The sequence below is a fragment of the Pseudonocardia cypriaca genome (assembly GCF_006717045.1).
Lineage (GTDB): Bacteria > Actinomycetota > Actinomycetes > Mycobacteriales > Pseudonocardiaceae > Pseudonocardia > Pseudonocardia cypriaca.
This window is the reverse complement of sequence record NZ_VFPH01000001.1, coordinates 3,695,599-3,720,966: the sequence shown is the minus strand read 5'-3', so window position 1 is coordinate 3,720,966 and position 25,368 is coordinate 3,695,599. Positions and strand designations below refer to the sequence as shown.

Below are 25,368 nucleotides of genomic sequence, written 5' to 3'. Positions count from 1 at the left end.
ATTGTGGTTGCGCTGGCGGCCGTCCCCGGCGCGGGGGCACGCCCGTTTCCGACGAGTCCGTCTCTGCCGGGTGGGCGGGGACTGTCCTGTGGTCCCGAATCCGTTCTCCATGATCACCAGAATGGGACTGTTCTCGCCGCGTTCCGCGGAACGCGACCGCCCGGAATTGTCGGACCCTCGTGCCATTCTTAAGTCGCACATTGATCCGACTCCGGGGGTTCTCGTGTCCGCTGCCGCCGTCATTCCGCTGCCCACCCCACTGCAGGCCATGCCGACCCACGCCCTGGAATCGGAACTACTCGGTCTGGCGGGGCACATCGCCGCTGCGGAATGTCGGTTCCTGCAGCTGTTGGCCGAGTTCGACGAGCGGGGTGGCTGGTGTGGGGACGGGATCCGCTCGTGTGCGCACTGGCTGTCCTGGCGGGCCGGGATGAACCTGCGCACCGCCGTCGAGCACCTGCGGGTCGCGCACGCCCTGCAGCACCTGCCCCGCATCACCGAGGCGTTCGCCGCCGGCCGGGTGTCCTACTCGAAGGTTCGGGCGATCACCCGAGTCACCGGGTCCGATACCGCGACCCTGACCCGGATCGCCGCCGACATCGCCGCCGGCACGTCGGAGCTGCGGCACACCGCGGTCGCGGACCCGCAGACCGCGGAACAGGTCCTGCTCAACGTGGCCCTGTCCGGCACCGCCAGCCACGTGGAGAGCGTGGTGCGGGCCGTGCGGCGCCGCTACACCCCACCCGAAGACCTCGTGGCCCGCCGATCCCTGACCTGGCAGTGGGACGAGGACGGCTCCCTGATCCTGCGCGCCCGGCTCACCCCCGACGACGGGGCCACCCTCATCGCCGCCATCCAGGCCCTGGCACCAGCCCCCGCCCCGGCACGCCATCCGGTCCAGCCCGCACCGCAGGACCTGGACCAGCAGGCCCGCGAACACGAACCCGGCCCGGCCGCCGACCGGGTGGCCGCCCGCCGGGCCGATGCCCTGCTCACCCTGGTTAACCGGGAGGGCGGGGAGGAGGCCGGTCCGGTGGTCGAGCGCGGGCAGGCCCAGGTGATCGTGCACCTGGACGCCACCACCGGTACCGCCCGCCTAGAGGGCGGCCCGGAGATCCCGGCCACCACCGCGCAGCGGCTGACCTGCGACGCCCGCGCCCAAGTGCTGCTCAACGACCGGGAGGGCAACCGCCTGTATCTGGGCCGCTCCCGTCGGCTCGCCACCCCCGCCCAGATCGCGGCGTTGACCGTGCGCGACGGGGCGGGCTGTCGGTTCCCCGGCTGCACCCACACCCATTACCTGCACGCCCACCACGTGCGGCACTGGCTGCACGGCGGCCGCACCGATGTGGACAACCTGGTCCTGATCTGCAGCTTCCACCACCGCCTGATCCACGACCACGGCTACCGGATCCGATGGGCCTCCGCCGGCTGGGTGTTCAGCCGCCCGGATAACACTGCGATTCCCACCGTCGCACCGGTGTTGACCGGTAGCCGCGAGAGTCTGATCGAGATGCACACCCGGGACCGGCTGCGGATCACTCGCACCACCCTGACCCCGGACTGGTATGGCGAACGGCTCGACCCACAGCCGATCCTGGACGCGCTGCTACCTCGCAGGGTAAGGACCGCGGCCTGAACCCCGCGCCGCGTTCCGCGGAACGCGATGCACGAGCGGTAACACGGTGATCACGACCAGCGAGCACACGATCGCCGACCCGACAGGAGCTCCCCGTGCGTCACGCTCTATCCGCGGCAGTCGCCGTCGCTGCTGCGCTCACCGCGTGCGGCACGCCGCCGCCCGCACCGCCGCCCGCACCGCCGCCGGCCACCGAGACTGTCGCCGTCCCGCCTCCTAGCCCGGAGACGATCACCTACCCGCCGACCGTCGTGCCGTCCGTCGTGGAGACCGCAGCCCGCTGGACGATGCCGAACCTGGTCGGCTCGGGGCTCCAGGATGCGCAGGACGCGATCCAGGAGCTGACGGGCTTCCGGATCGCGGTCACCGCGTCGCACGACGCGACGGGCGCGAACCGGATGCAGATCAACGACCGCAACTGGAAGGTGTGCACGCAGAACATCCCGCCGGGAGCCACGATCACGGCGGACAGCCGCATCGACTTCGGGACCGTGAAGGTCGAGGAGAGCTGCTGAGCTCGTGTTACGCGCGCGATACGCCCAGCTGACCGGACGGTGACGTGGGGCGTGAGCGGGGCGTGACGCGATGATCGTGTGGGCGTAACCCGGGGGAAACAGCCGCTTCCAACACTCGAACCGGCCTGCCGCGAACATCCCCAGGAGTGCCGATATGTCCTACCTGAACCCGTCGGAGTTCGTCGTCAAGATGATCGACGCCGGCGAGTCCAAGGTCTTCATGTCCACGCGCGACACCGTGATCAGGGCGTACATGGCGGGCGCCATCCTGTCCCTGTCCGCGGCGTTCGCGGTGACGGTCGCCGTGCAGACCGGCTCGGCGCTCGTCGGGGCGCTGCTGTTCCCGGTCGGGTTCTGCATGCTGTACCTGCTGGGCTTCGACCTCCTGACGGGCGTCTTCACGCTGGTGCCGCTCGCCTGGATCGACAAGCGGCCCGGGGTCACGCTCAAGGGCGTCCTGCGCAACTGGGGCCTCGTGTTCGCCGGCAACCTCGCGGGCGCGCTCACGGTGGCGCTCATGATGGCCGTGATCCTGACGTTCGCGTTCAGCGTGGACCCGGACCAGGTCGGCCAGCGGCTCGGCGAGATCGGCGCTTCTCGGACGGTGGGTTACGCCGACCACGGGGCCGCCGGGATGTTGACGCTCTTCCTCCGCGGTGTCCTGTGCAACTGGATGGTCTCCACGGGTGTGGTCGCCGCGATGATCTCGACGTCCGTGTCCGGCAAGGTGATCGGGATGTGGATGCCGATCCTGGTGTTCTTCTACATGGGCTTCGAGCACTCGGTCGTCAACATGTTCCTGTTCCCGTCCGGCCTCATGCTCGGCGGCGACTTCTCGATCCTCGACTACCTCGTGTGGAACGAGCTCCCCACGGTGGTCGGCAACCTCGTCGGCGGGCTCACGTTCGTCGGGCTCACGCTGTACGCCACCCACGCCCGGCCCGGCACCGGCCGGGCGCGCCCGATCCGTGCGGACGTCGGTGTCCCGGCCGAGGTGGGTGCCGCCCGCTGAACCATCGCACATGCCTCCTGATGCTTCACTTGGACTCGATCCGCCCCAGTGGATCAGCGCTCTCCGACAAGGTCTTCTGTGCCAGCGTCCAGCCGGCATCCTCGATGTCGAGCGCGTGGCGGAGGTAGGCCCAGGTGATCTGCTGGATCAGGGCCACTCGTCGCGGATTCTCGTCGGTGGTCTCCTTGGCCTCGTAGCCACTGATCCCGCCGAGCGAGTGTTCCGCCCCGAACAGGGTGAGCAGACTCTTGCTGCCGGGGCTCAGGACGTAGGCGTCGGTCGTCCAGGCGGGCCCTCGAACGGTCAGCGGGAGGTCGTCCTGATCCCCCACGACCACCAGCGCCGGTGTGGCCATGTGCGCGAAGCTCGGGTTCCTCAGCCACGGGAAGTTCTCGGCTGCGTACGGTGTCAGGTCGGCTCCGCCCCGTCCGGCCGTGGCGAGGAGCACGCCGGCCTTGATCCGCGGGTCGGAGAGGTTGTCGCTCCTGTTGCTCTCCGGATCGAGGATCCGCAGGCCCAGCAGAATGCCGGCGGTCTGGCCGCCGAAGGAGTGTCCGGCTGCGGCGATCCGGCTGCGGTCAAGGCGCCCGCTGAGGCCCGGAACGGCGGCCTCCAGGAGCTCGAGCTGATCGAGGATGTGCTTCACGTCCTCTACCCGGGAACGCCAGATCCGCGGTGTGCGGGGATCGTCCGGGGGGAGGCCCACCGTCCGCGAGTCGAGATGGGTGGGTTGGATGACCGCGAAGCCGTGAGCTGCCCAGAAGTCGACCAACGGGCCATAGCCGTCCAATGACGAGCCGTACCCGTGTGAGAAGACGATGATGGGCAGGTCACGCCCGGTCACGGGCGCGGAGATGCGGACGCGCAGGTCCTCGCCGCGGCCCGGCGCCGACAGTGCCACCGGCTTCAACGCGACGATCGGAGCGGGTGCACCGATGGCCACGCCGGTGGTCGCCGTTTCTGTTTCGGTCATCGAAGATCTCCCTTTTCAGCCGGGAGGTACGCTAGAACCTGACGCTGGCGTCAGAGGCGAGAAGCGTGGCCCGGGTCACATCGGGGAGAATGATGCGTATTGGCGACCTCGCGGCCAGGACAGGTGTCAGTGTTCGGTCGCTGCGGTACTACGAGCAACAGAACCTGCTCGCCTCTGAGCGGAGCCCGCGCGGCCAGCGACACTATTCCGAGAGCGCGGTCGACCGTGTCCGACTGATCCAGCAGTTGTACGCGGCCGGGCTGTCGAGCAAGGTGATCCGGGAATTGCTGCCGCGCGTCGTGAACGGCCGAGCCACGCCGGATCTGCTCTCCGGACTTTCTGCCGAACGGGATCGTATGGACGAGCAGATCGGCGATCTGACGAGCGCCAGAGATCGGCTCGACGCCGTCATCACCAACGCCGCGGCGAACTGGCGTACGGGCCGACGCTGCCGCGGCGGGGGCGAGGACCTCTAGACGATCGCACCGCCCTGCACGACGTGCCGCAGGTGCTCCGGCTCGACCAGCACGCCGATGTCGGCGAGTGGGTCGCCGTCGAGCACGAGGAGGTCGGCGTGCGCGCCGGGGCGCAGCGTGCCGATCTCGCCGGGCATGTTCACCAGCTCGGCCGCGACCGAGGTGGCGGACCGGATGACGTCGAGCGGCTGCTGCACCTCGGCGCGGAGCCGGAACTCGTGCTTCTGGTGGCGGTGCATGCCGCCGAGCAGATCGGTGCCGTAGACCAGCTCGACGCCGCCGCGCGCGGCCCGTTCCAGCGCTGCCAGGCCGGCGCCGAGCACCTCGTCGACCTTGCGCCAGCTCGGCTCGGGGAGCCCGAACTCGCGACCCTCCGCCTTGAGGGCCCAGTACGTCACCAGCGTCGGCACGAGGAAGGCGTTGCGCTCGCGGAACAGCTCGACGCTGCGGTCGTCGAGGAGGTTGCCGTGTTCGATGGAGCGGATCCCCACCTCCAGGGCGCGGTTCACGGCGCGTGCGGTGTAGGCGTGCGCGGCGACGTACCGGTTCGCGGCCTCCGCCTCCTCGACGATCGCGCGCAGCTCCTCGACCGAGTACTGGGTGGAGTCGATGCGATCGGTCGGCGACGCGACGCCGCCGGAGGCCATCACCTTGATGTGGTGGGCGCCCTTGCGCAGCTCGTCGCGGGCGGCGGTGCGCACGGCGTCCACCCCGTCGGCGATCCGGCCGAGGCCCGCGCAGCACGGGTGGTCGTCGTGGCGGTTGGAGCCGCGGGAGCGGCCGTCGCCGTGCCCGCCGGTCTGGCTGAGCGCCCGCCCGCAGAACAGCAGGCGGGGCCCGCGGACCAGGCCTTCGGCCTGCGCGTCGGCGAGCCCGTGGTCGGCGCCTGCGGCGTCGCGGACCGTGGTGAACCCGCGGTCGAGCATCTGCCCCATGATCCGGGCGCTGTGGGCGGCGACGTAGGAAGGGGCGAGCGACGGGAGCGAGCTCAGGTCCGCGGTGAGGGCGGTGACGTGGACGTGGGCGTCGATCAGACCCGGCAGCACCACGGCACCCCGCACGTCCTCGGTTCGCACGTCGGGCGCGGTGAGGCCGGTGCCGATCTCGACGATCCGGCCATCGGCGCAGCGGATGTCGCCCTCGACGTACCCGCCGTCGGCGGGGTCGAGCAGCCGGGCGTTGCGGAGCAGCAGCGATGCGTTCACCAGTCGTGGACCGTGCCGTCCGTCAGCCGGTTCACCGGCAGGTACGCCGGGCGGTACTCGAACTTCGCCGCGGCCTCCTTGTCCACCGTGACGCCGATGCCCGGGGTCTCGCCGGGGTGCACGTAGCCGTCGGAGAACGTGTAGGAGCGGCGGAACACCTCGTAGGTCTCGGCGGTGTGCGGCATGAACTCCTGGATGCCGAAGTTGTGGATCGCGAGGTCGAGGTGCAGGCCGGCGGCCATGCCGACGGGGGAGATGTCGGTGGGGCCGTGGATCCCCGACTTCACCTGGTAGAGCGCGGCGTAGTCGAAGAGCTTGCGCATCGGGGTGATCCCGCCGGTGTGGGTCACGGCGGAGCGGACGTAGTCGATGAGCTGCTCGCGGATGAGCGTCTGGTAGTCGAAGACGGTGTTGAACACCTCGCCGATCGCGAGCGGGGTGGTGGTGTGCCTGCGGACCAGCCGCAGACCCTCCTGGTTCTCCGCCGGTGTGCAGTCCTCCATCCAGAACAGGTCGTACGGCTCGAGCGCCTTGCCGAGCGTGGCCGCCTGGATCGGGGTGAGCCGGTGGTGCACGTCGTGCAGCAGCGGCAGCTCGGGTCCGAACTCGTTGCGCACCGCCTCGAAGACCGTCGGCAGGTGGCGCAGGTACGCGCGGGTGTCCCAGGTCTCCTCGGCCGGCCGCGGGTGCCGGCCGGCCGGTTCGTAGCCGCGCCCGCCGGTGGGGTCGGGCGCGGCGGAGATCCCGTAGATCGTCTCCAGCCCGGGTACGCCGGACTGCACGCGGATCGACCGGAAGCCCTCGTCCCGGCGGGCCCGGACCGAGTCCAGCAGCTCGGGCAGGTCCCGCCCGCTCGCGTGCCCGTACGCCATGATCCCGGTGCGGCTCGCCCCGCCGAGCAGCTGGTAGAGCGGCATGCCCGCGGCTTGCGCCTTGATGTCCCACAGCGCCACGTCGACGGCGGCGATCGCGGCCATCGTCACGGGTCCGCGCCGCCAGTAGGCGCCGCGGTAGAGGTACTGCCAGGTGTCCTCGATCCGGTGCGCGTCGCGGTCGGCGAGCAGCGGGACGACGTGGTCGCGCAGGTAGCTCGCGACCGCGAGCTCGCGGCCGTTGAGGGTGGCGTCGCCGTAGCCGACGAGGCCGTCGTCGGTGGTGATCTCGAGCGTGACGAAGTTGCGTCCCGGGCAGGTGACGATGACGTCGGCGCCTGCGATCCGCATGGAGGTCCCTTCCGTTGGCCCTTGGTCGAGCCGGCCGTGAGGCCGGCGACAAGGTAGCGCTACGTCAGATGCCGATCAGCCGCTCCATCGATAGCGGCGCTCGGGGCGGCCGGTGCCGCCGTAGCGCAGGCGCACGGTCGCGGCACCGGTGGCCACGAAGTGCTCCAGGTAGCGGCGCGCGCTCACCCGCGACAGCTGCGTGAGCTCGGCGCACTCGGCCGCGGAGAGGTCGCCGTCGTGCCCGCGCAGCACCTGCTCGACGAGCCGGGCCGTGGGCGCGGTGAGGCCCTTGGGCAGCCGCGTCGTTCCGCCGTGGCGGCCGCCGAACACGCTGTCGATGTCGTCCTGCCCGGCTCGCTGGAGACCCGCGAGCCGCCCGCGCACCCGTGCCACCCGCTCCACCTGCTCGCGCAGGACGGCCGCGTCGAACGGCTTCACGAGGTAGTGCGTGGCGCCGCCGTGCAGCGCGGCGGTGACGGTGCCGGGGTCGTCGGCGGCGGTGATCACGAGCACGAACGGGTCGTCGGGGGAGCCGGTGCGCAGATCGCGCAGCACCTCGAGCCCGGACCGGTCGGGCAGGTAGACGTCGAGCAGCACGAGGTCGGGTCGCTGCTCACCGGCCAGCCGCACGGCGTCGGCACCGGTGTGGGCGACGCCCACCACCTCGCAGCCGGGGATCCGGGCGACGTAGCCGCTGTGCACGCGGGCGACCATGAAGTCGTCGTCGACGACGAGCACCCGCATCACGTGCGTACCCGGGCGGGAACCAGCGGGAGGCACGCGGTGAAGACGGCGCCGATGTTGTCGGGGTCCCCGTCGTTGTGGAGCGTGATCGACCCGCCGCGGCGCAGGCAGACCTCCCGGGCCAGCGCCAGGCCGAGGCCGCGACCGCCGGTGTCGTGCTCGGCGGCCTTGGTGCTGAAGCCGTGCCGGAACACCTCCTCGACCAGCTCCGACGCCACGCCGGGGCCCGAGTCGCGGACCGTCACGCGCACGGTGTCGTGGTCCGGGTCGTCCTCGGTGGTGAACCCGACCTCCACCCACCCCGGCCCGGCGGCGTCGAGCGCGTTGTCGACGAGGTTGCCCAGCACGGTGACCAGATCGGCCGAGAGCGCCGGGTCCCGCTCCGGGTCGACGGCGTCGAGCCGGCTGCCGGGCGCGAGCCGCAGCTCGGCCCCGCGCTCGGTGGCGAGGCTCGCCTTCGCCACCAGCAGCGCCGCGACCGCGGCGTCCCCCACGCTCGCCGTGACCTCGCGGCGCCACTGGTCCGACCCCGCGACGATGCCCGCCACAAACCGCCGCACCTCGTCGTGCTCGCCGAGCTCGGTGAGCCCGGCGATCGTGTGCAGGCGGTTGGTGAACTCGTGCGCCTGCGCGCGCAGCGTGTCGGTGACGTGGCGCGAGGCGTCCAGGCGGTGCTCCAGCGCGGCCAGCTCCGTGCGGTCCCGGAGGGTGACGACGGCGCCGACGGGCGCGCCGTCGACCACCACCGGCATCCGGTTGAGGACGAGCACCCGGGTGCCGTGCAGCACCACCTGGTCGGGCCCGACCGCCGTGCCCGTGAGGACGTCCCGCAGCCGGTCGTCCAGACCGAGGTCGTCCACGCTGGTGCCGACGGAGTCGATCCCGAGCAGCTCGCGGGCCGCGGCGTTGAGCAGCGTGATCCGGTCGGCGCGGTCCAGGCCGAGCACGCCTTCCTTCACGCCGAGCAGCATCGCCTCGCGCCGCTGAACCAGCTCCACGATCTCGTTGGGCTCCAGCCCGAGGGTCTGCCGTCGCACGCGCCGGGCGAGCAGCAGCGACCCGGCCACCCCGAGCACGACCGCGGCCCCCACCAGCGCCACCGCGGGCGCGGGCGCCGCGAGGAGCCCGGTGAGCAGCGGCGGCGCCTCGACCCGGGCGGCCACGAGCCCGACGACGCGCCCGTCGTCGGCGAGCACCGGCACGTGCGCGACGACGGTGCGCCCGTCGGGGTTGCCGACCCACGCCCGCCCGGCCGGTGCGGTGCTCTCGCCCGCCGCGAAGGGCTCCCCGACCTCGGCGGGATCGGCGGCGCTGCGCACCACGAGGTCGGAGTCGACGATCACGATCTCGTCGGCACCCGACAGGTTGCGCGCGCTGGTGCCGAGCGCGGGCAGCGGGCCGAAGCTGCGGGTCGCGAGGCTCTCCCGCACCCCCGCCGTGGCCGCGACGTCCTCGGCCACCGACAGCATCCGCCGCCCCTGCGTCTCCCGGAACGCGGCGTCCGACTGCACAACGGCGAGCGCGCTGACGGCGGCGAGCAGCAGCCCCACGATCCCGAGCTGCCAGCCCAGGAACTGCCGTGCGAGCGTCCGCGCCACGCGGGGGAGCCTCTCACGACCACCGCGCCCCATGACCACAACGACCACAACGACCGATGTGCGAGCAAGGCAGACACCGTCGCCGTCGCAGCCCAGGCTGTGCGCCACGACATACCTCGATGGAGAGGCAGACATATGCGGACCCGAAGTGTGGTCGCGGTGGTCGCGGCGCTCGCCGCGGTGCTGCTCATACCGCCGGTGGTCGGCGGGCTCACCGGTGGCGGCGACGGCACGCAGCTGCGTGGCCTGCGCTTCCTGGTGCCCAACGCGCCCGGTGGCGGATACGACATCACGGCGCGCACCGCCGCCAAGGCGATGGAGGACGCGGGGATCACCGGAGCCGTGGAGGTGTTCAACCTCCCGGGCGCCGGCGGCACGGTCGGGCTCGGCCGCACGGTCAACGAGAGCGGCAACGACCGGCTCGTGATGTCGATGGGCCTCGGCGTGGTCGGCTCGGTCTACACCAACGACTCGCCCGCGAAGCTCACCGACACCACGCCGATCGCGCGGCTCACGCAGGAGACCGAGATCGTCGTCGTCGGCAAGGACTCGCCGCTGCGCACGCTCGACGACCTCACGGCGGCGTGGAAGGCCGATCCGGGCGCGGTGCCCGTCGGCGGCGGCTCCAGCCCGGGCGGGCCGGACCACCTCGCGCCGATGCTCATGGCCGAGGGCATGGGGATCGACCCGCGCGCCGTCAACTACGTGTCCTACGACGGCGGCGGCGAGCTGCTCGCCGCGGTCCTCGGCGGCAAGGTGGCGTTCGGCGTGTCCGGTCTGTCGGAGTACGCCGACCAGATCGAGGCCGGTGAGCTGCGGGTGCTCGCCGTGACCGCGGCGCAGCGCGTACCGGGCGTCGACGCGCCGACGCTGAAGGAGTCGGGCGTGAACGTCGAGTTCGCCAACTGGCGCGGGGTCGTCGCGCCGCCGGGCCTGTCCGACGAGGGTCGCGCAGAGCTGGTGGCGGCGTTCACGACGCTGCGCGAGTCGCCGGAGTGGAAGGAAGCCCTCGAACGCAACGGGTGGCAGGACGCGTACCTGCCCGGCGACGAGTTCGCGGCGTTCCTGCACTCGGAGAACGACCGCGTCGCCGGTGTCCTGCGGAACCTGGGGTTGGTCGCATGAGCACCGTCGTTCCCTGGCTGCGCGAACGCTCCGAGCTGGGCGTCGCCGCGTTGCTGCTCGCATCCGGGCTGCTGGTGCTCGCCGACGTGGCGCTCGCGCCGCGCTCGGGCAACGCCGCCGACCCGCTCGGCCCGAACGCCGTGCCGATCCTCCTGGGCGTGCTGCTCCTTGTGCTGGCCGCTCTGCTCACGGTCGACGTGCTGCGCGGCGGCCACGGCGAGGCCGAGGCGGGCGAGGACGTCGACCTCGCCGTCCCCGCCGACAAGCGCACGGTGCTCATCCTCGCCGGCGTGATCGTCGCGACCGCCGCGCTGATCCCTCTGCTCGGCTGGCCGATCGCCGGGACCGTGCTGTTCTGGGGCGCCACCTACGCGCTCGGCTCCCGCGCGTTCCCGCGCGACCTGCTGATCGCCGCGGGCGTCTCGCTGACGACCTGGCTCGTGTTCGACGCGCTGCTCGGCGTGGACCTGCCCGGCGGACCGCTGATGGGGCTGATCTGACGTGATCGAGAACCTCACCCACCTCTTCGAGGGCTTCGGCCACGCGCTGACCCCGACCAACCTGCTGTTCTCCGCCATCGGCGTGCTTCTGGGCACCGCGATCGGCGTGCTGCCCGGCATCGGGCCTGCGATGGCGGTGGCGCTGCTGCTGCCCGTCACGTACGCGTTCGACCCCACCGGCGCGTTCATCCTGTTCGCCGGCATCTACTTCGGGGCCATGTTCGGCGGGTCGACCACGTCGATCCTGCTCAACACCCCCGGCGAGAGCGCCTCGGTGATGGCGGCGATCGAGGGCAACCCGATGGCTCGCGCCGGGCGCGGGGCCCAGGCGCTCGCCGCAGCCGCGATCGGGCACTTCATCGGCGGGCTCGCGGGCGCGCTCGGGCTGGTGCTGCTCGCACCGCTGGTGGCATCGGTCGCCGTCGACCTCGGCGCCCCCGACTTCTTCGCGATCATGGTGCTGGCGTTCGTCGCCGTCTCGGGGGTGCTCGGCAGTTCCCGGGTGCGCGGGTACGCGGCGCTCGCGATCGGCCTGACGATCGGGCTGGTCGGGCTCGACCCGCTCACCGGCCAGGCGCGGCTGACGTTCGGCATCCCGCAGCTCGCCGACGGCATCGACGTCGTGATCGTCGCGGTCGGCCTGTTCGCGGTGGGCGAGGCACTGTGGGTGGCCGCCCACCTGCGGCGGACCGTCGACACGCCGATTCCCGTCGGGCGGCCGTGGCTGTCGCGCGACGACCTGCGCCGCACCTGGAAGCCGTGGCTGCGCGGCCCGTTCATCGGGTTCACGTTCGGCTCCATCCCGGCCGGTGGGGCGGAGATGTCGACGTTCATGGCGTACGTGACCGAGCGGCGCCTCTCCCGGCGCCGCGAGGAGTTCGGCAAGGGCGCGATCGAGGGCGTGGCCGGCCCGGAGGCGGCGGCCAGCGCGTCGTCGGCGGGCACGCTCGCCACGATGCTCACGCTCGGCCTGCCGACCACCGCGATCGCAGCCGTCATGCTCGCGGCGTTCCAGCAGTTCGGCATCCAGCCCGGCCCGCTGCTGTTCGAGAACGAGCCCGACCTGGTGTGGACGCTCATCGCCAGCCTGTTCATCGGCCTCGTCCTGCTGCTGGTGCTGAACCTGCCGCTCGCGCCGGTGTGGGCGAAGCTGCTGCGCATCCCGCGGCCGTACCTTTACGCGGGGATCCTGTTCTTCGCCTGCGTCGGCGCCTACGCGGTGAGCGGCCAGCCCGTCGACCTGCTGGTGCTGCTCGCGATCGGCGCCGTCGGGTTCCTCATGCGCCGCTACGGCCTGCCGGTCCTGCCGGCGATCATCGGCGTGATCCTCGGACCGGACGCGGAGCTGCAGCTGCGCCGCGCTCTCCAGCTCGCCAACGGCGACTTCACCACGCTGGTGTCCACACCCGTTTCGGTGGTGGTGTACCTGGTGATCGCGGCCCTCCTCCTGATCCCGCTGGTCGGGAAGCTGAGGAAGCGCGGGACGCCGACCCCGCCCGAGCCGCCCCGGGAACGCGTGGGCGTCTGAGGAACGTCGGCAAGGTGGCGAGCTCGACGGCCTCGGCTGCTAGCCCACGGGCTGGTCCGGCCGGCTGTCCGGCGCCCGTCGGATCGTGCGAAGGGCCTCCTCGGTCCAGCGCTGAGCCTCTCGCACGGCGCCGAGGCTCTCGGCGTCGGCAGGGGGACGGGCCGTCGTGTAGGCGTCGGTCGCGGAGCGCAGCTCGAAGACCGCGGCCCGCAGCTGGTCGATGCCGGCCCGCCGGTCTTCCGGCGCCGACGCAGCGACCTCGTTCAGGCTGATCGTGAGCGTGTCCACCCGCGGTCGGTAGGCGGTCCAGGTGGCGAGGCGCGCCGCGGCGTCCTGACTGCCGAGTGTGTTCGGGAGCAGCTCGTGGGCCAGCCACGTCGTCTCCGCCACCACGGCGTCGAGCCGCGCGGTCCAGGCCCCGGCCCGGCGGGCGCGGGCCGACGCAACGATGATCACCACGGCGCCGACGGCCAGCAGGCCGAGCAGCCACCAGAGCCAGCTCGCGGCGGAGGTGGACGACGGTTCGGCCGGAGCCGCCGCGGCGGGCGTCGGCGTCAGCTCGGCCGGGCCGGCGGTCGTGGCCGGCGCTGAGCCGGTCGTCTCCGCCTGCGCGGGGGTCGTGGCCGGTGACGGGTCCTGCGTGGGGAGCAACGCCTCGGAACGCGTCGGTAGCGCGACCGCGGTCCGCGGCGGTTGATCCGGGGACTCCTCGGGCGTGGTCGCCCGCACCGGCGCGGTGAGCGAGATCTCGGGGAGCTCGACCGTGGGCCGCGCGGTGAGCGATGGTGCGGGCAGCTCGTCGGTGGCCTGTGCGGTCGAGGCGGGAGGCCCACCGCCGCCACAGGCAGCGACAGCCAGCCCGAGAACACCCGCGAGGAGAACGACCCGAGGCCTGCCGAGTGGTCCGTGCACGATGGTCACTCAGCAGATCGTCCTCATCCGCCCGATTGCGGGCGTCGCCCGCAACGGATGAATCGGGTCCGATCACTGTGCGCGATCAGGGTGGTCAACGGCGTCGGATTCAGCTCTCCGGCGGGGCTCCGGCGGGCGGGGCGGTGGTGCCCCGGACGACCAGCTCGGTGGCGAGCTCGACGTGGTGCGAGTCGAGCGTCTCGCCGGCCGCCATCTGCAGCACGGTCTTGACGGCGACGCGGCCCATCTCCCGCAGCGGTTGGCGGACGGCGGTGAGCGGGGGAGAGGCCATGCGGGCGAGCTCGGTGTCGTCGAAGCCGGTGACGGAGAGGTCTTGCGGGATCCGCAGGCTGCGCAGGCGGGCTGCCTCGATGATCCCCAGGGCGATGGTGTCGCTGCCGCCGACGACGGCGGTGGGCGGGTGGGGGATGTCCAGCAGGCGTGCGCCCGCCCGGAGGCCCACCTCGTAGTGGAAGTGCTCGTTGTGGACGAGGCCGGGGTCGGTGGCGATCCCGGCGCTCTCCAGCGCGGCGCGGTAGCCGTGCAGGCGGGCCTGGTTGCAGCCGGAGTCCGGGGGGCCGCCGACGTAGCCGATGCGGCGGTGCCCGAGCGCGAGCAGGTGCTGGGTGGCGGCCAGCCCACCCGCGAAGTTCGTGGACCCGACGCTGGTGACCTCGACGCGGGGCAGGCTCATCGGGTCCAGGACGACGAGGGGCAGCCCGGTGAGCGCGAGCGCGTCGATGTGGGCGCTGGTGAGTGCCCCGGTGACGATCACGACCCCGGCGCGCCCGCTGGTCGCGAGGCGGCGGGCCCACGTCTCGGGGGAGCCGGCCGGGAGATCGTCGTCGTCCACCTGGCCGATGGCGATGGATGCGCCCATCTCCGAACCGGCATGCACGACCCCCTCGATCACCTGTGTCGCGTAGGCGCCGAACGAACCGTGCACGATCAGCTCGACCGTCGCGCCCGTGCCGACCGACCGGCGTGCCGACGGCGGCACGTACCCGTGCTGGCGCAGCAGCTCCTCGACCTGTGCGCGGGTGTCGGGCGCGACGTCCTGGCGGCCGTTGACGACCTTGGACACGGTGGCGACGGAGACGCCGGCCGAAGCGGCGATCATCGCGAGCGTGGTGCGTCCCGTCTGCCGCCCGCCGGCAGACACGTGCGATCCGGTCAGGGGGCCACCTCCGGCCTCGGTGCCTGGTGGGCGCACCGTAACCGCCGGACGGCCGTCCGGGGAAGACACGCACCGAAACTTTTCGAGGCCGATTTGCTGCAGAATCAGGCCTTGACCCCCGGTGGGGTGGTCATTATGGTGCGGGTCACGCGTAGTTGTTTCGAAAACTTTCGGAGCTGTCGGACGGCAGCTCCGCGTCCGGATCGAGCGGCCGCATTGATGCGGCCCGGCGCAACGGAGATCGACGTGGATCAGAAGCGGATTTCCCGACGGTCGTTCCTGGCCCTCGCGGCGGCCGCACCGATCGGTGCGAGCGTGCTGGCCTCGTGCGGCACCTCAGGCCCCGGCCAGGCCAGCAGTGGCGAGGCGAGTATCTGGTACCTCACGGGCCAGCCGCAGGAAGGCCTTCGCAAGGCGTCGGTCGACGCCTTCAACGCCGCGCGCCCCGAAGGGAAGCTCGCGGCCACGTTCTTCGAGAACGACGCCTACAAGACCCGGATCCGCACGGCCGTCGGCGCGAACCAGGCGCCCACGGTGATCTGGACCTGGGGCGGCGGCGGCCTGCGCGACTACGTGCGCAACGGCCAGGTGGACGACCTCACCGACTGGTTCAACCAGAACCCCGACGTCAAGTCGAAGCGCTTCGACACCTCCTTCGCAGCGGCCACGGTCGACGGGAAGATCTACGCGGTGCCGTGCGAGCAGGTGTCGCCGATCGTCATGTTCTACAACAAGCAGCTGTTCGAGCAGGTCGGCGCGCAGCCGCCCACCACGTGGGGCGAGCTGATGGCGCTCGTGCCGGTGTTCAACAACGCGGGGATCGCACCGTTCTCGCTCGCCGGGCAGTCGCGCTGGACCAACATGATGTGGCTGGAGTTCCTGTTCGACCGCCAGGGCGGTCCCCAGGTCTTCGACGCCATCGCCGCGGGCGAGCCGAACGCCTGGTCGCACCCGGCCGCGATCGCCGGGCTGACGAAGGTCCAGGACCTCGTCCGGGCGGGCGGGTTCGTCAACGGCTTCCAGTCGATCGCCGCCGACGCCAACGCCGACCAGGCGCTGATGCACCAGGGTCGCGCCGCGATGATGCTGCACGGCGCGTGGACCTACGGCTCCATGAAGGAGGAGGGCGGCGACTTCGTCCCGAGCGGCAAGCTCGGTTGGGTCCCGTTCCCGGCCATCGAGGGCGGAGCGGGCGACCCGAGCACCGGCGTCGGCAACCCCGCGTCGTTCCTGGCGCTGTCCTCCCAGGCGTCGGAGGAGCAGAAGGCCATCGCGCGGGAGTACTTCAAGAACGGTTTGCTGACCGACGCGGACATCGACGGGTGGGTCGCCAGCGGCGCCGTGCCGATCGTCAACGGCGTCGACAGCAAGTTCTCCGGTCCCGACGCCCCGTTCCAGCAGTTCGTCTACGACACGGCCACGCAGGCGAAGTCGTGGGTGCACTCCTGGGACCAGGCGCTGCTGCCCGGGCCCGCCGACGAGATGCTCAACAACATCGAGCAGCTGTTCTCGCTGTCGATCAGCCCGGAGCAGTTCGCGACCAACATGAACGCGGTCCCCTCGTCGTGACCAGCGGTTCGGTCAGTGCTCGGCAGCACGGGTCGCTCGCGTGGCTGGTGCTGCCGGCGTTGGCGTTCTTCGCGGCGTTCGGGGTCATCCCGCTGATCGGTGTGCTCCTGCTGAGCTTCACCAGCTGGAACGGCATCGGTGAGATCACGCCGATCGGTTTCGACAACTGGGTGTCGGTGCTCAGCGACCCGGGTTTGGTGCACTCGCTCGGCGTCACGTTCCTGATCATGGCGCTGTCCTGGCTGGTGCAGACCCCGATGAGCATCCTCGTCGGCGTGTTCATCGCGGGCCACCAGCGCTACCGCACGGTGCTCGCGGTGCTGTACTTCACCCCGCTGCTGCTGAGCTCGGCGGCGATCGCCATCACCTACAAGGCGCTGCTGGACCCCAACTTCGGCCTCGGTGCCTCGCTGGGGATCCCGCTGCTGGTGCAGAACTGGCTCGGCGACCCAGTGCTCGCGATCGCCACGGTGGTCTTCGTGGTGTCCTGGCAGTTCATCCCCTTCCACTCCCTGATCTACCAGGGCGCGGTGCGCCAGATCCCGGCGTCGCTGTACGAGGCGGCCCGGATCGACGGCGCCGGGCGGGTGCGCCAGTTCTTCTCGATCACGCTGCCGCAGCTGAAGTACACGCTCATCACGTCGTCCACGATGATCGTGGCCGGGTCGATGACGCTGTTCGACCTGATCTTCGTGCTCACCCTGGGCGGCCCGAGCGACGCCACCCGGGTGCTGGCGCTCGACATGTACCTGCGGGGGTTCCGCGGCAACATGATGGGACCCGCGAGCGTGATCGCGCTGATCATCGTCGTGGTCGCTGTGCTGCTCGCGATGGGCGTCCAACGCATGGGCGGCAAGGACGCCAACGAGAGCCGGCTGGAAGGAGCCTGACGTGGCCGCACCCACCAGCGCCGCCGCCGGCGCACCATCGGCGGTCTCCGTCCCGGCTCCCGGGAGGAAGGCCCAGCCACGGCGACGGCGCTCCGTGTCCGCGGACCGGCCCAACTACCTCGGGAGCATCGCGAGCTTCGTGTGGCTCGGGATCATCATCATCCCGGTCTACTGGGTGGTCATCACCAGCTTCAAGCCGCAGTCGGCGTACTACTCGAGCAACCCCATGCTGCCCGCCGAGCCGACCCTGGAGAACTACCAGGCGGTGATCGAGGCCGACTTCCTGACGTACTTCCTGAACTCGGTGATCGTGACCGTCGGCGCGACGGTGCCCGCGGTGCTGGTGTCGTTCATGGCGGCGTTCGCGATCGTCCGCGGCGGGCGCGGCCGGTTCCTGCGGTTCAGCAACACCGTCTTCCTGATGGGGCTGGCCTGCCCGCTGCAGGCCGTGATCATCCCGGTCTACCTGATCATCATCCGGCTGAGCCTCTACGACAGCCACCTCGCGCTGATCCTGCCCTCGATCGCGTTCGCCATCCCGCTGTCGGTGCTGATCCTGGCCAACTTCATCCGCGACGTGCCGAACGAGCTGTTCGAGTCGATGCGGATGGACGGGGCGACCGAGTGGGGCACGATGTGGCGGCTGGCGTTCCCGCTCACGCAGCCCGCGCTCATCACGGTGGCGATCTACCAGGGCCTGCAGGTGTGGAACGCGTTCCTGCTGCCGCTGGTGCTCACCCAGAGCCCGGAGCTGCGGGTGCTCCCGCTCGCGCTGTGGGCCTTCCAGGGCGAGTACGGGATCAACGTGCCCGCCGTGCTCGCGTCCGTGGTGCTCGCGACGCTGCCGATCCTCGCGCTGTACGTCATCGGGCGGCGGCACCTGTTGGCCGGCATGACTGCCGGGTTCTCCAAGTGAAGGGATTTCCGTGACGGAACGGCAAGCGTTGGTGGTACGGGGCGGCTGGGAAGGACACCACCCCGTCGAGGCCACCGACTACTTCCTCCCGCACCTGCAGGCCAACGGTTTCGCGGTGCGGGTGGAGAACTCGCCGAAGGTCTACGCCGACGCCGACTTCATGGCGGGCGTCGACCTGATCGTGCAGTGCATGACGATGAGCACCATCGAGAAGGACGAGCTCGCCGGGCTGACGCGCGCCGTGGAGAACGGCACCGGACTGGCCGGTTGGCACGGCGGGATCGCCGACTCCTACCGCAACTCCAGCGACTACCTGCAGCTCGTCGGTGGCCAGTTCGCCTGCCACCCGCCCAAGGCGCCGGACGAGCGCAAGGGCGAGCAGTCCGACTTCTTCATCCCGTACCGGGTCGAGATCACCGCCACCGACCACCCGGTGATGGAGGGGATCGCCGACTTCGACCTGGTCACCGAGCAGTACTGGGTGCTGTCGGACGAGTACAACACCGTCCTCGCCACCACCACGCTCGCCAAGAACGAGTGGGAGCCGTGGCACCGGCCGATCACCTCGCCCGCGATCTGGACGCGGGACTGGGGCAAGGGCCGGGTGTTCGTCTGCACGCCCGGGCACGACATGGACGTGATCCGGAACGAGGACGTCACCACGATCATCCAGCGGGGGATGCTGTGGGCGGCGCGCTGAGGGTCGGGATCGTCGGCGCCGGCAACATCTCCGGGCAGTACTCGGCGAGTCTCGGTCGGCTGCCGCAGGTGCAGGTCACCGCCGTGTGCGACCTGCAGCACGAGCGGGCCGATGCGCTCGCCGCGCAGCACGACGGTGCCCGGGTGGTCGACCTCCCCGGTCTGCTGGCGGCCGACGACGTCGACGCCGTGCTCGTCCTCACGCTGCCGGCCACGCACGCCGACGTCGCGCTGTCCGCGCTCGCCGCGGGCAAGCACGTGTACGTCGAGAAGCCGCTTGCCACTTCGGTGGCGGAGGGCCGCGAGGTCGTCAAGGCGGCGGCGGGCGCAGGCCTGCGGGTGGGCTGCGCGCCGGACACGGTGCTCGGCACGGGCGTGCAGACCGCGCGGGCCGCGGTGGACGCGGGCCGGATCGGCACCCCGCACTCCGCCACGGCGTTCATGACCACCCCCGGGCACGAGCGCTGGCACCCCGACCCGGAGTTCTACTACCAGCCGGGCGGCGGGCCGCTGCTGGACATGGGGCCGTACTACCTGACGTCGCTGGTGCACCTCCTCGGCCCGGTCACGCGGGTGGTCGGCGCGTCGACGAGACCGTCGGCCACCCGGACCATCGGCTCGGGCCCGAAGGCGGGCGCGTCGTTCGACGTGACCGTCGACTCCACGATCACGGGGATCCTCGAGCACGCCTCCGGCGCGGTGTCCACGCTGATCATGAGCTTCGACATCTGGGCCGCCCGCCTGCCCCGCATCGAGGTGCACGGCACCGCAGGCTCGCTGTCGGTGCCCGACCCGAACCACTTCGCAGGCCCGGTCGAGCTGTACTCCGCCTCGGCGGTCGACGACGGCTGGGTGGACATCGGGGCCACGGCCGGCTACGTCGACTCGGGCCGCGGCTACGGGCTGGCGGACATGGCGCTCGCGATCGCCGATGGCCGCCCGCACCGGGCGGGCGACGAGCTCGGCCTGCACGTCCTGGACATCATGGAGTCCGTGCAGCAGGCCGCCGACACGCACGCGTCGGTGGAGCTCACCACCACCTGCGAACGCCCCGCCGCCGTCTCCGGGCCGGTGGACCTCACCCGCGGGTGACCGTGGTGCTGCCGATCTAGTTCCGCCCGTCGGCTGCCCCGGCGATCTCCGCGACCACCGCGCGGGTGACCGGGGCGCCGTCGGGCAGCGCCCGCAGGATCGGGCCCGCGATGGCGTCGAGTTCCAGCGTGGCGCCGGCGAGCGCGTCCTTGAGCATGGACGAGCGCATCCCCGCCGGTAGGCCGGCGATCCTCTTCGCGACGGCGGCCGGGTCGACGTCGGCACCGGCCGTGGCGGCCGCGGCGGCGGTCTCGGTGATCAGCCCGTCGACGAGGTCGGGGTGGGTCTCGCGGGCCGGGCCGAGCGGCTGCCGCGCGCGGGTCGTCAGCAGGGCCAGCGGTGCGAGGAACGAGAGCTTGCGCCACAGCAGCGTGGCCTCGTCCGGCGCGGACGCGTCGACGTCGAGGCCCGCCGTGCGCAGCAGGGCCTCCGGGTCGACGCGGGCGCGCTCGCGTTCCTCCGCGAGCGCATACTCGACGAACGGCGAGACGTGCTCGATCACGCCGGGTCCGGTGCGCGTGGCCTCCACCGACACCGTCATCGGCACGACCGCGGCCTGCGGCAGGGCGGCCCGCAGCAGCGCGACGTGGTCGGTGCCGTTCAGCAGGGGCGCGACGGCGGCGTCGGTGAGCAGCGCGGGTGGCACCCGGGTCAGCGCGGCGAGCAGGTCGGGGGCCTTCGTCGCGACGAACAGGACGTCGACCGGGGCCGTGAGGTAGGGGCGCGCCGGCACCCGCGCCTCCCGGTCGCCGAGCATCTGGCTGCGCAGCGCCAGCCCGCCGACGTTGATCGCGGTGCTGGTGCGCTCAGAGGCCAGCACGGTGACCTCGTGGCCGGCGTCGGCGAGCAGTACCGCCAGCATCCCGCCGACCGCTCCCGCTCCGAGGATCCCGACCCGCTCCGCCATGCGCCCGCTCCTTCTCCTGCCACGTGTGAGCCCGGCCGCGACCCGCCGCCGGGCACCCGCCAGACTGCTCCCATGGGCGGGGGACCGAGTCGTCGGGTGCCGGTGCTGCTGGTTGCCGGCGTGATCGGGCTGGTCGCGGCGGTGCTCGCCACCGGGCTGGTGTGGCCGGGCTGGATGCGGCAGGAGATCGCGGGAACTGCGTCGGCCGTCGTCGACCGCTCCACCCCGGAGGGCACAGCGCGCGGCGTCACCGACGCGCTGAACCGGCGCGACGTGCGGAAGTTCGTCGACCAGCTGGTGTGCCGGGACGGGCGCACGCTGACCGAGGACGGCGACATGACGCTCGCCGAGGAGACCCTCTACCGCGACATCGAACCCTTCGACCCGAGGAGCGACGCGCCCGTCGCGGCGGTCGACCCGGTGTTCGCCGTCGAGGAGGTGCGGGACCTGCGACCCAGCGACCCGGGCTACGACGACGAGATGGCCGGGGCGAAGGTCGCGATCGTCACCGTCTCCTTCGCGTCCGCCCCACCCGAGGTTCGCCAGCAGCTGCCGGACCGCAAGGGCGCGCTGACGATGGTCGACGAGGACGGCGCGTGGGTGGTGTGCGTGATGGGGTTCGCGCCGGTCGGTGAGCTGTCCGGCGAGGTGCCGCCGGACGCCGACCCGGCCAGCCCGACCGGGCGAGCGCAGGCGTTCATCGCCGCGGTCAACGCGGGCGACCAGGCCGACGCGCGGATCTACATGTGCTCCACGGCGCGCGAGGTGGACGAGTTCGTGAAGAAGGCGATCGCCGACGGTGCGCAGCTGCGGCTGAACGCCCCGGTCGACACGTTCGGCGACGGGGACGCGTCGGTGCAGATCTGGCACACCGTCGGCGGGCAGGAACGCCGGGCGCCCGGCTTCATGAAGCAGGAGCCCGACGGGTGGTGCGTGTTCGCCCTCGCCCTGCAGGGCGGTTGATGGTCACGCCGCCTTGCGCACCGCAGGTGGCAGCAGCATGCGTCGCGGGTCGACGAGCGCGAGCGCGGCGAGCCCCAGCAGGGGGAGCAGCGTGAGCTGCACCAGGCCCGCGCCCTGCCAGCCGATGCCGGCGACCAGGCGGGCGAAGACCAGCCCGGACACCGCCGCGGCGACGTAGTAGGTGAGGATGAACAGCCCCGCCCCGCGCCCGACGTGCTCGGGCCGCACCGAGCGCTGCAGCACCGTCGTGCAGTTGGTGAACAGGACCCCGCTCGCGAAGGTGCCGACGAGGAACGCGAGGACGTACTGCGCGACGGGGCCGGTCGCCACCGTGTAGGCGAGGAGCGTGGACAGGGCCGTGCCCACGAAGCCGACCGCGAGGAGCAGTCGCTGGTCGACGCGGTCGGCGAGCCACCCCACCGGGAGCGCCATCATCGCGCCGAACCCGACGAGCGATGCGGCCAGCGCCGCCTGGCCGGGGGCGAACGAGAGCGCCTCCCGCAGGAAGGTCGGGTAGAGGCCGAGGAAGCCGTAGAAGACCAGGCCCGACACCGCCGAGGTGATCGCGAAGGCGAGCGAGTTGCGGTTGTACGGGTTGGCCGGCACGTGGTCGTAGTCCGCCGCATCGGGTGCGTCGGAGCGACCCGCCAGCGCCTCGCTCATCGCCTTCGGCACCGCGACCAGCAGGATCAGCGCCATGACCAGGCCGGCGACGCCGAACACGTAGAACGGCGTGCGCCACGTGCCCGAGGCGGTGACCAGGCCCTGCCCGATCACCGGGCCGAGGAACACGCCGAGGCCGAACGCGACCCCGATGAACCCGGCGGCGAGTGCCCTGCGGTGGAAGTAGTAGGCGCCGATGATCGCGTAGATGGCGGTGGCCTGCACACCTTCGCCCACGCCGGAGATCAGCCGGTAGACGGCCATGTCGAAGAAGCCGGCGGCGAGCGGGATGGCGACCGTGCCCGCCGAGTAGACGACCACGCTCACCACGACGATCGTCTTGCGGGACATCCGGTCGAGCAGGTACCCGGCCGGCACCCCGGTGAGGGCGAGGCCGAGCGTGAAGCCCGTGGCGAGCAGGCCCGCCTGGTCGAGCGAGAAGCCGAACTCCGCACGGATCTCCGGCACCAGCGGGTAGAACACCTGCCGGTCCATCGCGTTGAGCAGGTACGACAGGCACAGGACGGTGAAGCCGAGCATGACCGCCGTCCGACCTGCCTCGGCCGGGGCGGTCCGCTGCGTTCCTCGCTGGATCACTGCACCTCCTGCGCGTCCGTGCGGCGGTAGTCGGAGTACATGTAGGGGTTCTCGAGGACCCCGCTCGCCGGGACGTCCGGGTGCATCCCCTGCTCCCACGCCTCCTCGCCGAGCTGCGCCCGCAGGTACTCCACGGTGCGCTCCGCCTGGTGCCGCGCCGCGGCGAGGTCGACCCCGACGAGCCGGTGGTCGGTCTTCACGATGCGCCCGTTCACGAGGACGGTGTGCACGTCGGCGCGCTGGGCCTGGAACGCGACGTGGCCGTGCGGGTGCAGCAGCGGGAACATCACCGGGGACTGATCGTTCTTGAGCAGCACGAGGTCGGCCAGCTTGCCGACCTCGACGCTGCCGAGCCGGTCATCCCGTCCGAGCGCGCGGGCGCCGCCGAGGGTGGCCCACTCCACCACCTGCGCGGCCCGCAGCGAGGAGTGGGTGACGGTGTCGCCCTTCGCGTGCGCCTCCAGGTGCTCGCGGGAGCGGTCGGCGCCGAGCGTGGTCCGCATGGCCGAGAAGAGATCGGCGCTCCACCACACCGAGGTGTCCATCGACAGCGACACCGGGATGCCGTAGGCCCGCAGCGCCCACGTGGGCGGGTAGCCCTGGCCCGCGCTCTGCTCGCTCTCGGTGGCCACCGAGACGGAGCCGCCGGTCGCGGCGATGCGGTGGTAGGAGTCGGGAGACAGCGATGCGGAGTGCACGTAGACGGTCTCGGGGGTCATGAAGCCGTTCTCGTGCATGAGCCTGATGCCGTCGTCGCCGGTGGCGCCCCACACCCCGGCGTGGGTGGTGACCGGCACGCCCAGCTCGCGGGCCACCTCGAACGCGGGCTTCTCCGGGAAGGCCGGGTCGCCGAGGACGTCGAACGCGAGCTGGAACCCGAGCATGTCGTCGCCGCGCCCGTTCGGGAAGCGGCGGGTCACGAAGTCGCGGAAGCCGGGTGAGGCCGTCCAGTTCGCGGGCGCGTCCTGGAGGTTGCCGTAGGCCAGTACGAACCGTCCGGGGACGGCCGCCAGGGCGTCGACGGCTGCGTCGGCGTGCTCGGGGGTCTGCAGCCCGTGCGACCAGTCCACGGTGGTGGTGACGCCGGCGTCGATCGCCTCGATCGCGGACAGCAGGTTCCCCGCGTGCACGTCCTCGGGCCGGAAGATCTTGCCCCACTCGAGGTAGTACCAGACGAAGTACTGCGTGAGCGTCCAGTCCGCGCCGTAGCCGCGCATCGCGGTCTGCCACATGTGCCGGTGGGTGTCGATCATCCCGGGCATGACGATGCCGCCGCCGGCGTCGATCTCGATGGTGCCCTCGGGCACCGCGAGCCCCGGGCCGATCTCGGCGATGGTCCCGCCGGTCACCAGCACGTCGTGGCCCGGGAGCACCCGGTGGTCGGCGTCGACGGTGAGGACCGTGCCGCCCCGCAGGACGACCGGAGTGGGCTCGTGCGTCACCAGGTGCTCCTTTGCAGCGGACGGACGTCCGTGTGCCGGTCGTCCTTGGACGCGGAGCTTCGTGCAGGTCCGGCGCGGTGTCAATCCGCTCTCTGATCGACCATCCCCGTCCCGCGACTGTCCGTCTCGCGGACAGGGCGGTTACGCTCGTGCGATGCCACGCGCAGGGACCGGTCCCGACTTCATCGAGGCGCTGGCCCGCGGGCTGGAGGTCATCACCGCCTTCCGTCCGGGGCGCCCCGCGATGACGCTCGCCGAGGTGGCAACCGCCACCGGCCTCGCCCGCCCGACCGCCCGCCGGATCCTGCTGACGCTCGAGGAGCTCGGCTACGTCCGCACCGCGGAGCGGGGTTACTCGCTCACGCCCCGCGTGCTGGAGCTCGGGGTGTCGTACGTGCGGTCGATGGGGCTGTGGGAGGTCGCGCGCCCGCATCTGGAGCGGCTCGTCTCGCGCACCAACGAGTCCTGCTCCATCGCCCAGCTCGACGGCTCGGACATCGTCTACGTCGCCCGCGTGGCCGTCCCGAAGATCGTGGCGTTGGCCGTGCAGATCGGCACCCGGTTCCCGGCCCTGCCGACGTCGTTGGGCAAGGTCCAGCTCGCCGCGCTGCCGCCGGACGAGCTGGACCGCGTGCTCGCCGAACCGACGCGCTCGGGCCTCGTCCCGCGCTGGCAGCCCGACCGCTCCGAACGCGACGCCGTGCTGCGCGAGGTGCGGGCCCGCGGGTGGGCGCTCACCGACGAGCAGCTCGCGCTGGGCATCCGGTCGATCGCCGCACCGCTGCGCGACGGCTCGGGCCGGGTGATCGCGGGCATCAACGTGAACTGCCACGCCGCGGAGACCTCGGTCGAGCGCCTCCTCGAACACCACCTCCCGCTGCTGCTGCAGACCGCGGGGGAGATCAGCGCCGACTTCGCGCGCCTCGACACCGTCCCGCACGTGGCGGTCAACGCCTCCTGACGGGTTGACGGACGCCCGCGCCCCGCGAAAGGATCCGTTGAC

General features: G+C 71.9%; 24 protein-coding genes. 14 read left to right on the top strand and 10 right to left on the bottom strand.

Annotation, left to right across the window (positions count from 1 at the left end):
• Nucleotides 1-223: 223 nt before the first annotated feature.
• The 3 genes from FB388_RS17745 (at nucleotide 224) to FB388_RS17735 (ending at nucleotide 3,166) form a co-directional block, all read left to right on the top strand.
• Nucleotides 224-1,639 carry an HNH endonuclease signature motif containing protein gene (locus FB388_RS17745; protein WP_170225654.1) on the top strand — a complete coding sequence of 472 codons (1,416 nt, stop codon included), beginning with the start codon at nucleotides 224-226 and terminating at the stop codon, nucleotides 1,637-1,639.
• Between the two features lie 95 nt (nucleotides 1,640-1,734).
• Nucleotides 1,735-2,154 carry a PASTA domain-containing protein gene (locus FB388_RS17740; protein WP_142102321.1) on the top strand — a complete coding sequence of 140 codons (420 nt, stop codon included), beginning with the start codon at nucleotides 1,735-1,737 and terminating at the stop codon, nucleotides 2,152-2,154.
• Between the two features lie 154 nt (nucleotides 2,155-2,308).
• Nucleotides 2,309-3,166, top strand: coding sequence for a formate/nitrite transporter family protein (locus FB388_RS17735; RefSeq protein WP_142102319.1), 858 nt, complete (start codon nucleotides 2,309-2,311; stop codon nucleotides 3,164-3,166).
• Nucleotides 3,167-3,191: 25 nt separating this feature from the next.
• Here the strand turns inward: FB388_RS17735 and FB388_RS17730 are convergent, their stop codons facing one another.
• On the bottom strand, nucleotides 3,192-4,139 hold the full coding sequence (locus tag FB388_RS17730; RefSeq protein ID WP_142102317.1) for an alpha/beta hydrolase family protein: 948 nt from the start codon (nucleotides 4,137-4,139) through the stop codon (nucleotides 3,192-3,194).
• 65 nt (nucleotides 4,140-4,204) lie between these two features.
• Here FB388_RS17730 and FB388_RS17725 point away from each other — a divergent pair, with 65 nt between their 5' ends.
• Nucleotides 4,205-4,615, top strand: a complete 411-nt coding sequence (locus FB388_RS17725; RefSeq protein ID WP_425468545.1) for a MerR family transcriptional regulator — start codon at nucleotides 4,205-4,207, stop codon at nucleotides 4,613-4,615.
• Here the strand turns inward: FB388_RS17725 and FB388_RS17720 are convergent.
• The 4 genes from FB388_RS17720 to FB388_RS17705 form a co-directional block, all read right to left on the bottom strand.
• Nucleotides 4,612-5,820 carry a metal-dependent hydrolase family protein gene (locus tag FB388_RS17720; protein ID WP_142102315.1) on the bottom strand — a complete coding sequence of 403 codons (1,209 nt, stop codon included), beginning with the start codon at nucleotides 5,818-5,820 and terminating at the stop codon, nucleotides 4,612-4,614. The two genes, FB388_RS17725 and FB388_RS17720, sit on opposite strands and share 4 nt — an antisense overlap.
• The gene (gene manD / locus FB388_RS17715) at nucleotides 5,817-7,043 is read right to left on the bottom strand and encodes a D-mannonate dehydratase ManD (RefSeq protein ID WP_142102313.1); all 1,227 of its coding nucleotides are present in this window, start codon (nucleotides 7,041-7,043) and stop codon (nucleotides 5,817-5,819) included. Before manD ends, FB388_RS17720 begins: the two co-directional genes overlap by 4 nt.
• Before the next feature lie 75 nt (nucleotides 7,044-7,118).
• The gene (locus FB388_RS17710) at nucleotides 7,119-7,790 is read right to left on the bottom strand and encodes a response regulator (RefSeq protein WP_211361967.1); all 672 of its coding nucleotides are present in this window, start codon (nucleotides 7,788-7,790) and stop codon (nucleotides 7,119-7,121) included.
• Nucleotides 7,787-9,418, bottom strand: a complete 1,632-nt coding sequence (locus tag FB388_RS17705; protein ID WP_142102311.1) for a sensor histidine kinase — start codon at nucleotides 9,416-9,418, stop codon at nucleotides 7,787-7,789. The genes FB388_RS17710 and FB388_RS17705 overlap by 4 nt, the downstream gene beginning before the upstream one ends.
• A 102-nt stretch (nucleotides 9,419-9,520) precedes the next feature.
• Here FB388_RS17705 and FB388_RS17700 point away from each other — a divergent pair, with 102 nt between their 5' ends.
• Genes FB388_RS17700 through FB388_RS17690 form a run of 3 tightly spaced genes read left to right on the top strand, consistent with a single transcriptional unit; the run spans nucleotide 9,521 to nucleotide 12,538 of the window.
• Complete coding sequence (locus tag FB388_RS17700) at nucleotides 9,521-10,510, top strand: Bug family tripartite tricarboxylate transporter substrate binding protein (RefSeq protein ID WP_142102309.1); 990 nt, start codon at nucleotides 9,521-9,523, stop codon at nucleotides 10,508-10,510.
• Complete coding sequence (locus FB388_RS17695; RefSeq protein ID WP_142102307.1) at nucleotides 10,507-11,010, top strand: tripartite tricarboxylate transporter TctB family protein; 504 nt, start codon at nucleotides 10,507-10,509, stop codon at nucleotides 11,008-11,010. Before FB388_RS17700 ends, FB388_RS17695 begins: the two co-directional genes overlap by 4 nt.
• A gap of 4 nt (nucleotides 11,011-11,014) precedes the next feature.
• On the top strand, nucleotides 11,015-12,538 hold the full coding sequence (locus FB388_RS17690) for a tripartite tricarboxylate transporter permease (RefSeq protein WP_142103294.1): 1,524 nt from the start codon (nucleotides 11,015-11,017) through the stop codon (nucleotides 12,536-12,538).
• 39 nt (nucleotides 12,539-12,577) lie between these two features.
• Here the strand turns inward: FB388_RS17690 and FB388_RS17685 are convergent, their stop codons facing one another.
• Nucleotides 12,578-13,459 (bottom strand): hypothetical protein, encoded by an 882-nt coding sequence (locus FB388_RS17685; RefSeq protein WP_142102305.1) that lies wholly within the window; start codon nucleotides 13,457-13,459, stop codon nucleotides 12,578-12,580.
• Nucleotides 13,460-13,559: 100 nt separating this feature from the next.
• Entirely contained in the window at nucleotides 13,560-14,612 is a 1,053-nt protein-coding gene (locus FB388_RS17680) for a LacI family DNA-binding transcriptional regulator (RefSeq protein WP_342787913.1), read from the bottom strand.
• 261 nt (nucleotides 14,613-14,873) lie between these two features.
• Between FB388_RS17680 and FB388_RS17675 the strand changes: the two genes are divergently transcribed.
• From FB388_RS17675 to FB388_RS17655, 5 genes are all read left to right on the top strand, one after another.
• Complete coding sequence (locus FB388_RS17675; protein WP_246122019.1) at nucleotides 14,874-16,196, top strand: extracellular solute-binding protein; 1,323 nt, start codon at nucleotides 14,874-14,876, stop codon at nucleotides 16,194-16,196.
• Nucleotides 16,193-17,086: a carbohydrate ABC transporter permease gene (locus FB388_RS17670; RefSeq protein ID WP_142102303.1), complete on the top strand. Its 894-nt coding sequence runs from the start codon at nucleotides 16,193-16,195 to the stop codon at nucleotides 17,084-17,086. The genes FB388_RS17675 and FB388_RS17670 overlap by 4 nt, the downstream gene beginning before the upstream one ends.
• A gap of 94 nt (nucleotides 17,087-17,180) precedes the next feature.
• Nucleotides 17,181-18,002: a carbohydrate ABC transporter permease gene (locus FB388_RS17665; RefSeq protein WP_211362085.1), complete on the top strand. Its 822-nt coding sequence runs from the start codon at nucleotides 17,181-17,183 to the stop codon at nucleotides 18,000-18,002.
• Nucleotides 18,003-18,012: 10 nt separating this feature from the next.
• Complete coding sequence (locus FB388_RS17660; RefSeq protein ID WP_170225652.1) at nucleotides 18,013-18,702, top strand: ThuA domain-containing protein; 690 nt, start codon at nucleotides 18,013-18,015, stop codon at nucleotides 18,700-18,702.
• Entirely contained in the window at nucleotides 18,687-19,793 is a 1,107-nt protein-coding gene (locus FB388_RS17655) for a Gfo/Idh/MocA family protein (RefSeq protein ID WP_142102299.1), read from the top strand. Before FB388_RS17660 ends, FB388_RS17655 begins: the two co-directional genes overlap by 16 nt.
• Before the next feature lie 16 nt (nucleotides 19,794-19,809).
• Here FB388_RS17655 and FB388_RS17650 read toward each other — a convergent pair whose 3' ends face one another.
• Nucleotides 19,810-20,700 carry a ketopantoate reductase family protein gene (locus FB388_RS17650; RefSeq protein ID WP_142102297.1) on the bottom strand — a complete coding sequence of 297 codons (891 nt, stop codon included), beginning with the start codon at nucleotides 20,698-20,700 and terminating at the stop codon, nucleotides 19,810-19,812.
• A 72-nt stretch (nucleotides 20,701-20,772) separates the two neighbouring features.
• Between FB388_RS17650 and FB388_RS17645 the strand changes: the two genes are divergently transcribed.
• The gene (locus FB388_RS17645; protein ID WP_142102294.1) at nucleotides 20,773-21,663 is read left to right on the top strand and encodes a hypothetical protein; all 891 of its coding nucleotides are present in this window, start codon (nucleotides 20,773-20,775) and stop codon (nucleotides 21,661-21,663) included.
• A 3-nt stretch (nucleotides 21,664-21,666) separates the two neighbouring features.
• On the opposite strand, the gene FB388_RS17640 is transcribed toward FB388_RS17645, so the two are convergent.
• Nucleotides 21,667-22,923 (bottom strand): MFS transporter, encoded by a 1,257-nt coding sequence (locus FB388_RS17640; protein ID WP_142102292.1) that lies wholly within the window; start codon nucleotides 22,921-22,923, stop codon nucleotides 21,667-21,669.
• Entirely contained in the window at nucleotides 22,920-24,365 is a 1,446-nt protein-coding gene (locus FB388_RS17635) for an amidohydrolase family protein (RefSeq protein WP_142102290.1), read from the bottom strand. The genes FB388_RS17640 and FB388_RS17635 overlap by 4 nt, the downstream gene beginning before the upstream one ends.
• Before the next feature lie 154 nt (nucleotides 24,366-24,519).
• On the opposite strand from FB388_RS17635, the gene FB388_RS17630 reads away from it, so the two are divergent.
• Nucleotides 24,520-25,326, top strand: coding sequence for an IclR family transcriptional regulator domain-containing protein (locus tag FB388_RS17630; RefSeq protein WP_142102288.1), 807 nt, complete (start codon nucleotides 24,520-24,522; stop codon nucleotides 25,324-25,326).
• Nucleotides 25,327-25,368 lie beyond the last annotated feature (42 nt).

Coding starts and splice junctions, on each gene's coding strand:
- FB388_RS17735 (WP_142102319.1), top strand. CDS start 2,309: ATGTCCTACCTGAACCCGTCGGAGTTCGTCGTCAAGATGATCGACGCC.
- FB388_RS17730 (WP_142102317.1), bottom strand. CDS start 4,139: ATGACCGAAACAGAAACGGCGACCACCGGCGTGGCCATCGGTGCACCC.
- manD (WP_142102313.1), bottom strand. CDS start 7,043: ATGCGGATCGCAGGCGCCGACGTCATCGTCACCTGCCCGGGACGCAAC.
- FB388_RS17705 (WP_142102311.1), bottom strand. CDS start 9,418: ATGGGGCGCGGTGGTCGTGAGAGGCTCCCCCGCGTGGCGCGGACGCTC.
- FB388_RS17700 (WP_142102309.1), top strand. CDS start 9,521: ATGCGGACCCGAAGTGTGGTCGCGGTGGTCGCGGCGCTCGCCGCGGTG.
- FB388_RS17695 (WP_142102307.1), top strand. CDS start 10,507: ATGAGCACCGTCGTTCCCTGGCTGCGCGAACGCTCCGAGCTGGGCGTC.
- FB388_RS17650 (WP_142102297.1), bottom strand. CDS start 20,700: ATGGCGGAGCGGGTCGGGATCCTCGGAGCGGGAGCGGTCGGCGGGATG.
- FB388_RS17645 (WP_142102294.1), top strand. CDS start 20,773: ATGGGCGGGGGACCGAGTCGTCGGGTGCCGGTGCTGCTGGTTGCCGGC.
- FB388_RS17630 (WP_142102288.1), top strand. CDS start 24,520: ATGCCACGCGCAGGGACCGGTCCCGACTTCATCGAGGCGCTGGCCCGC.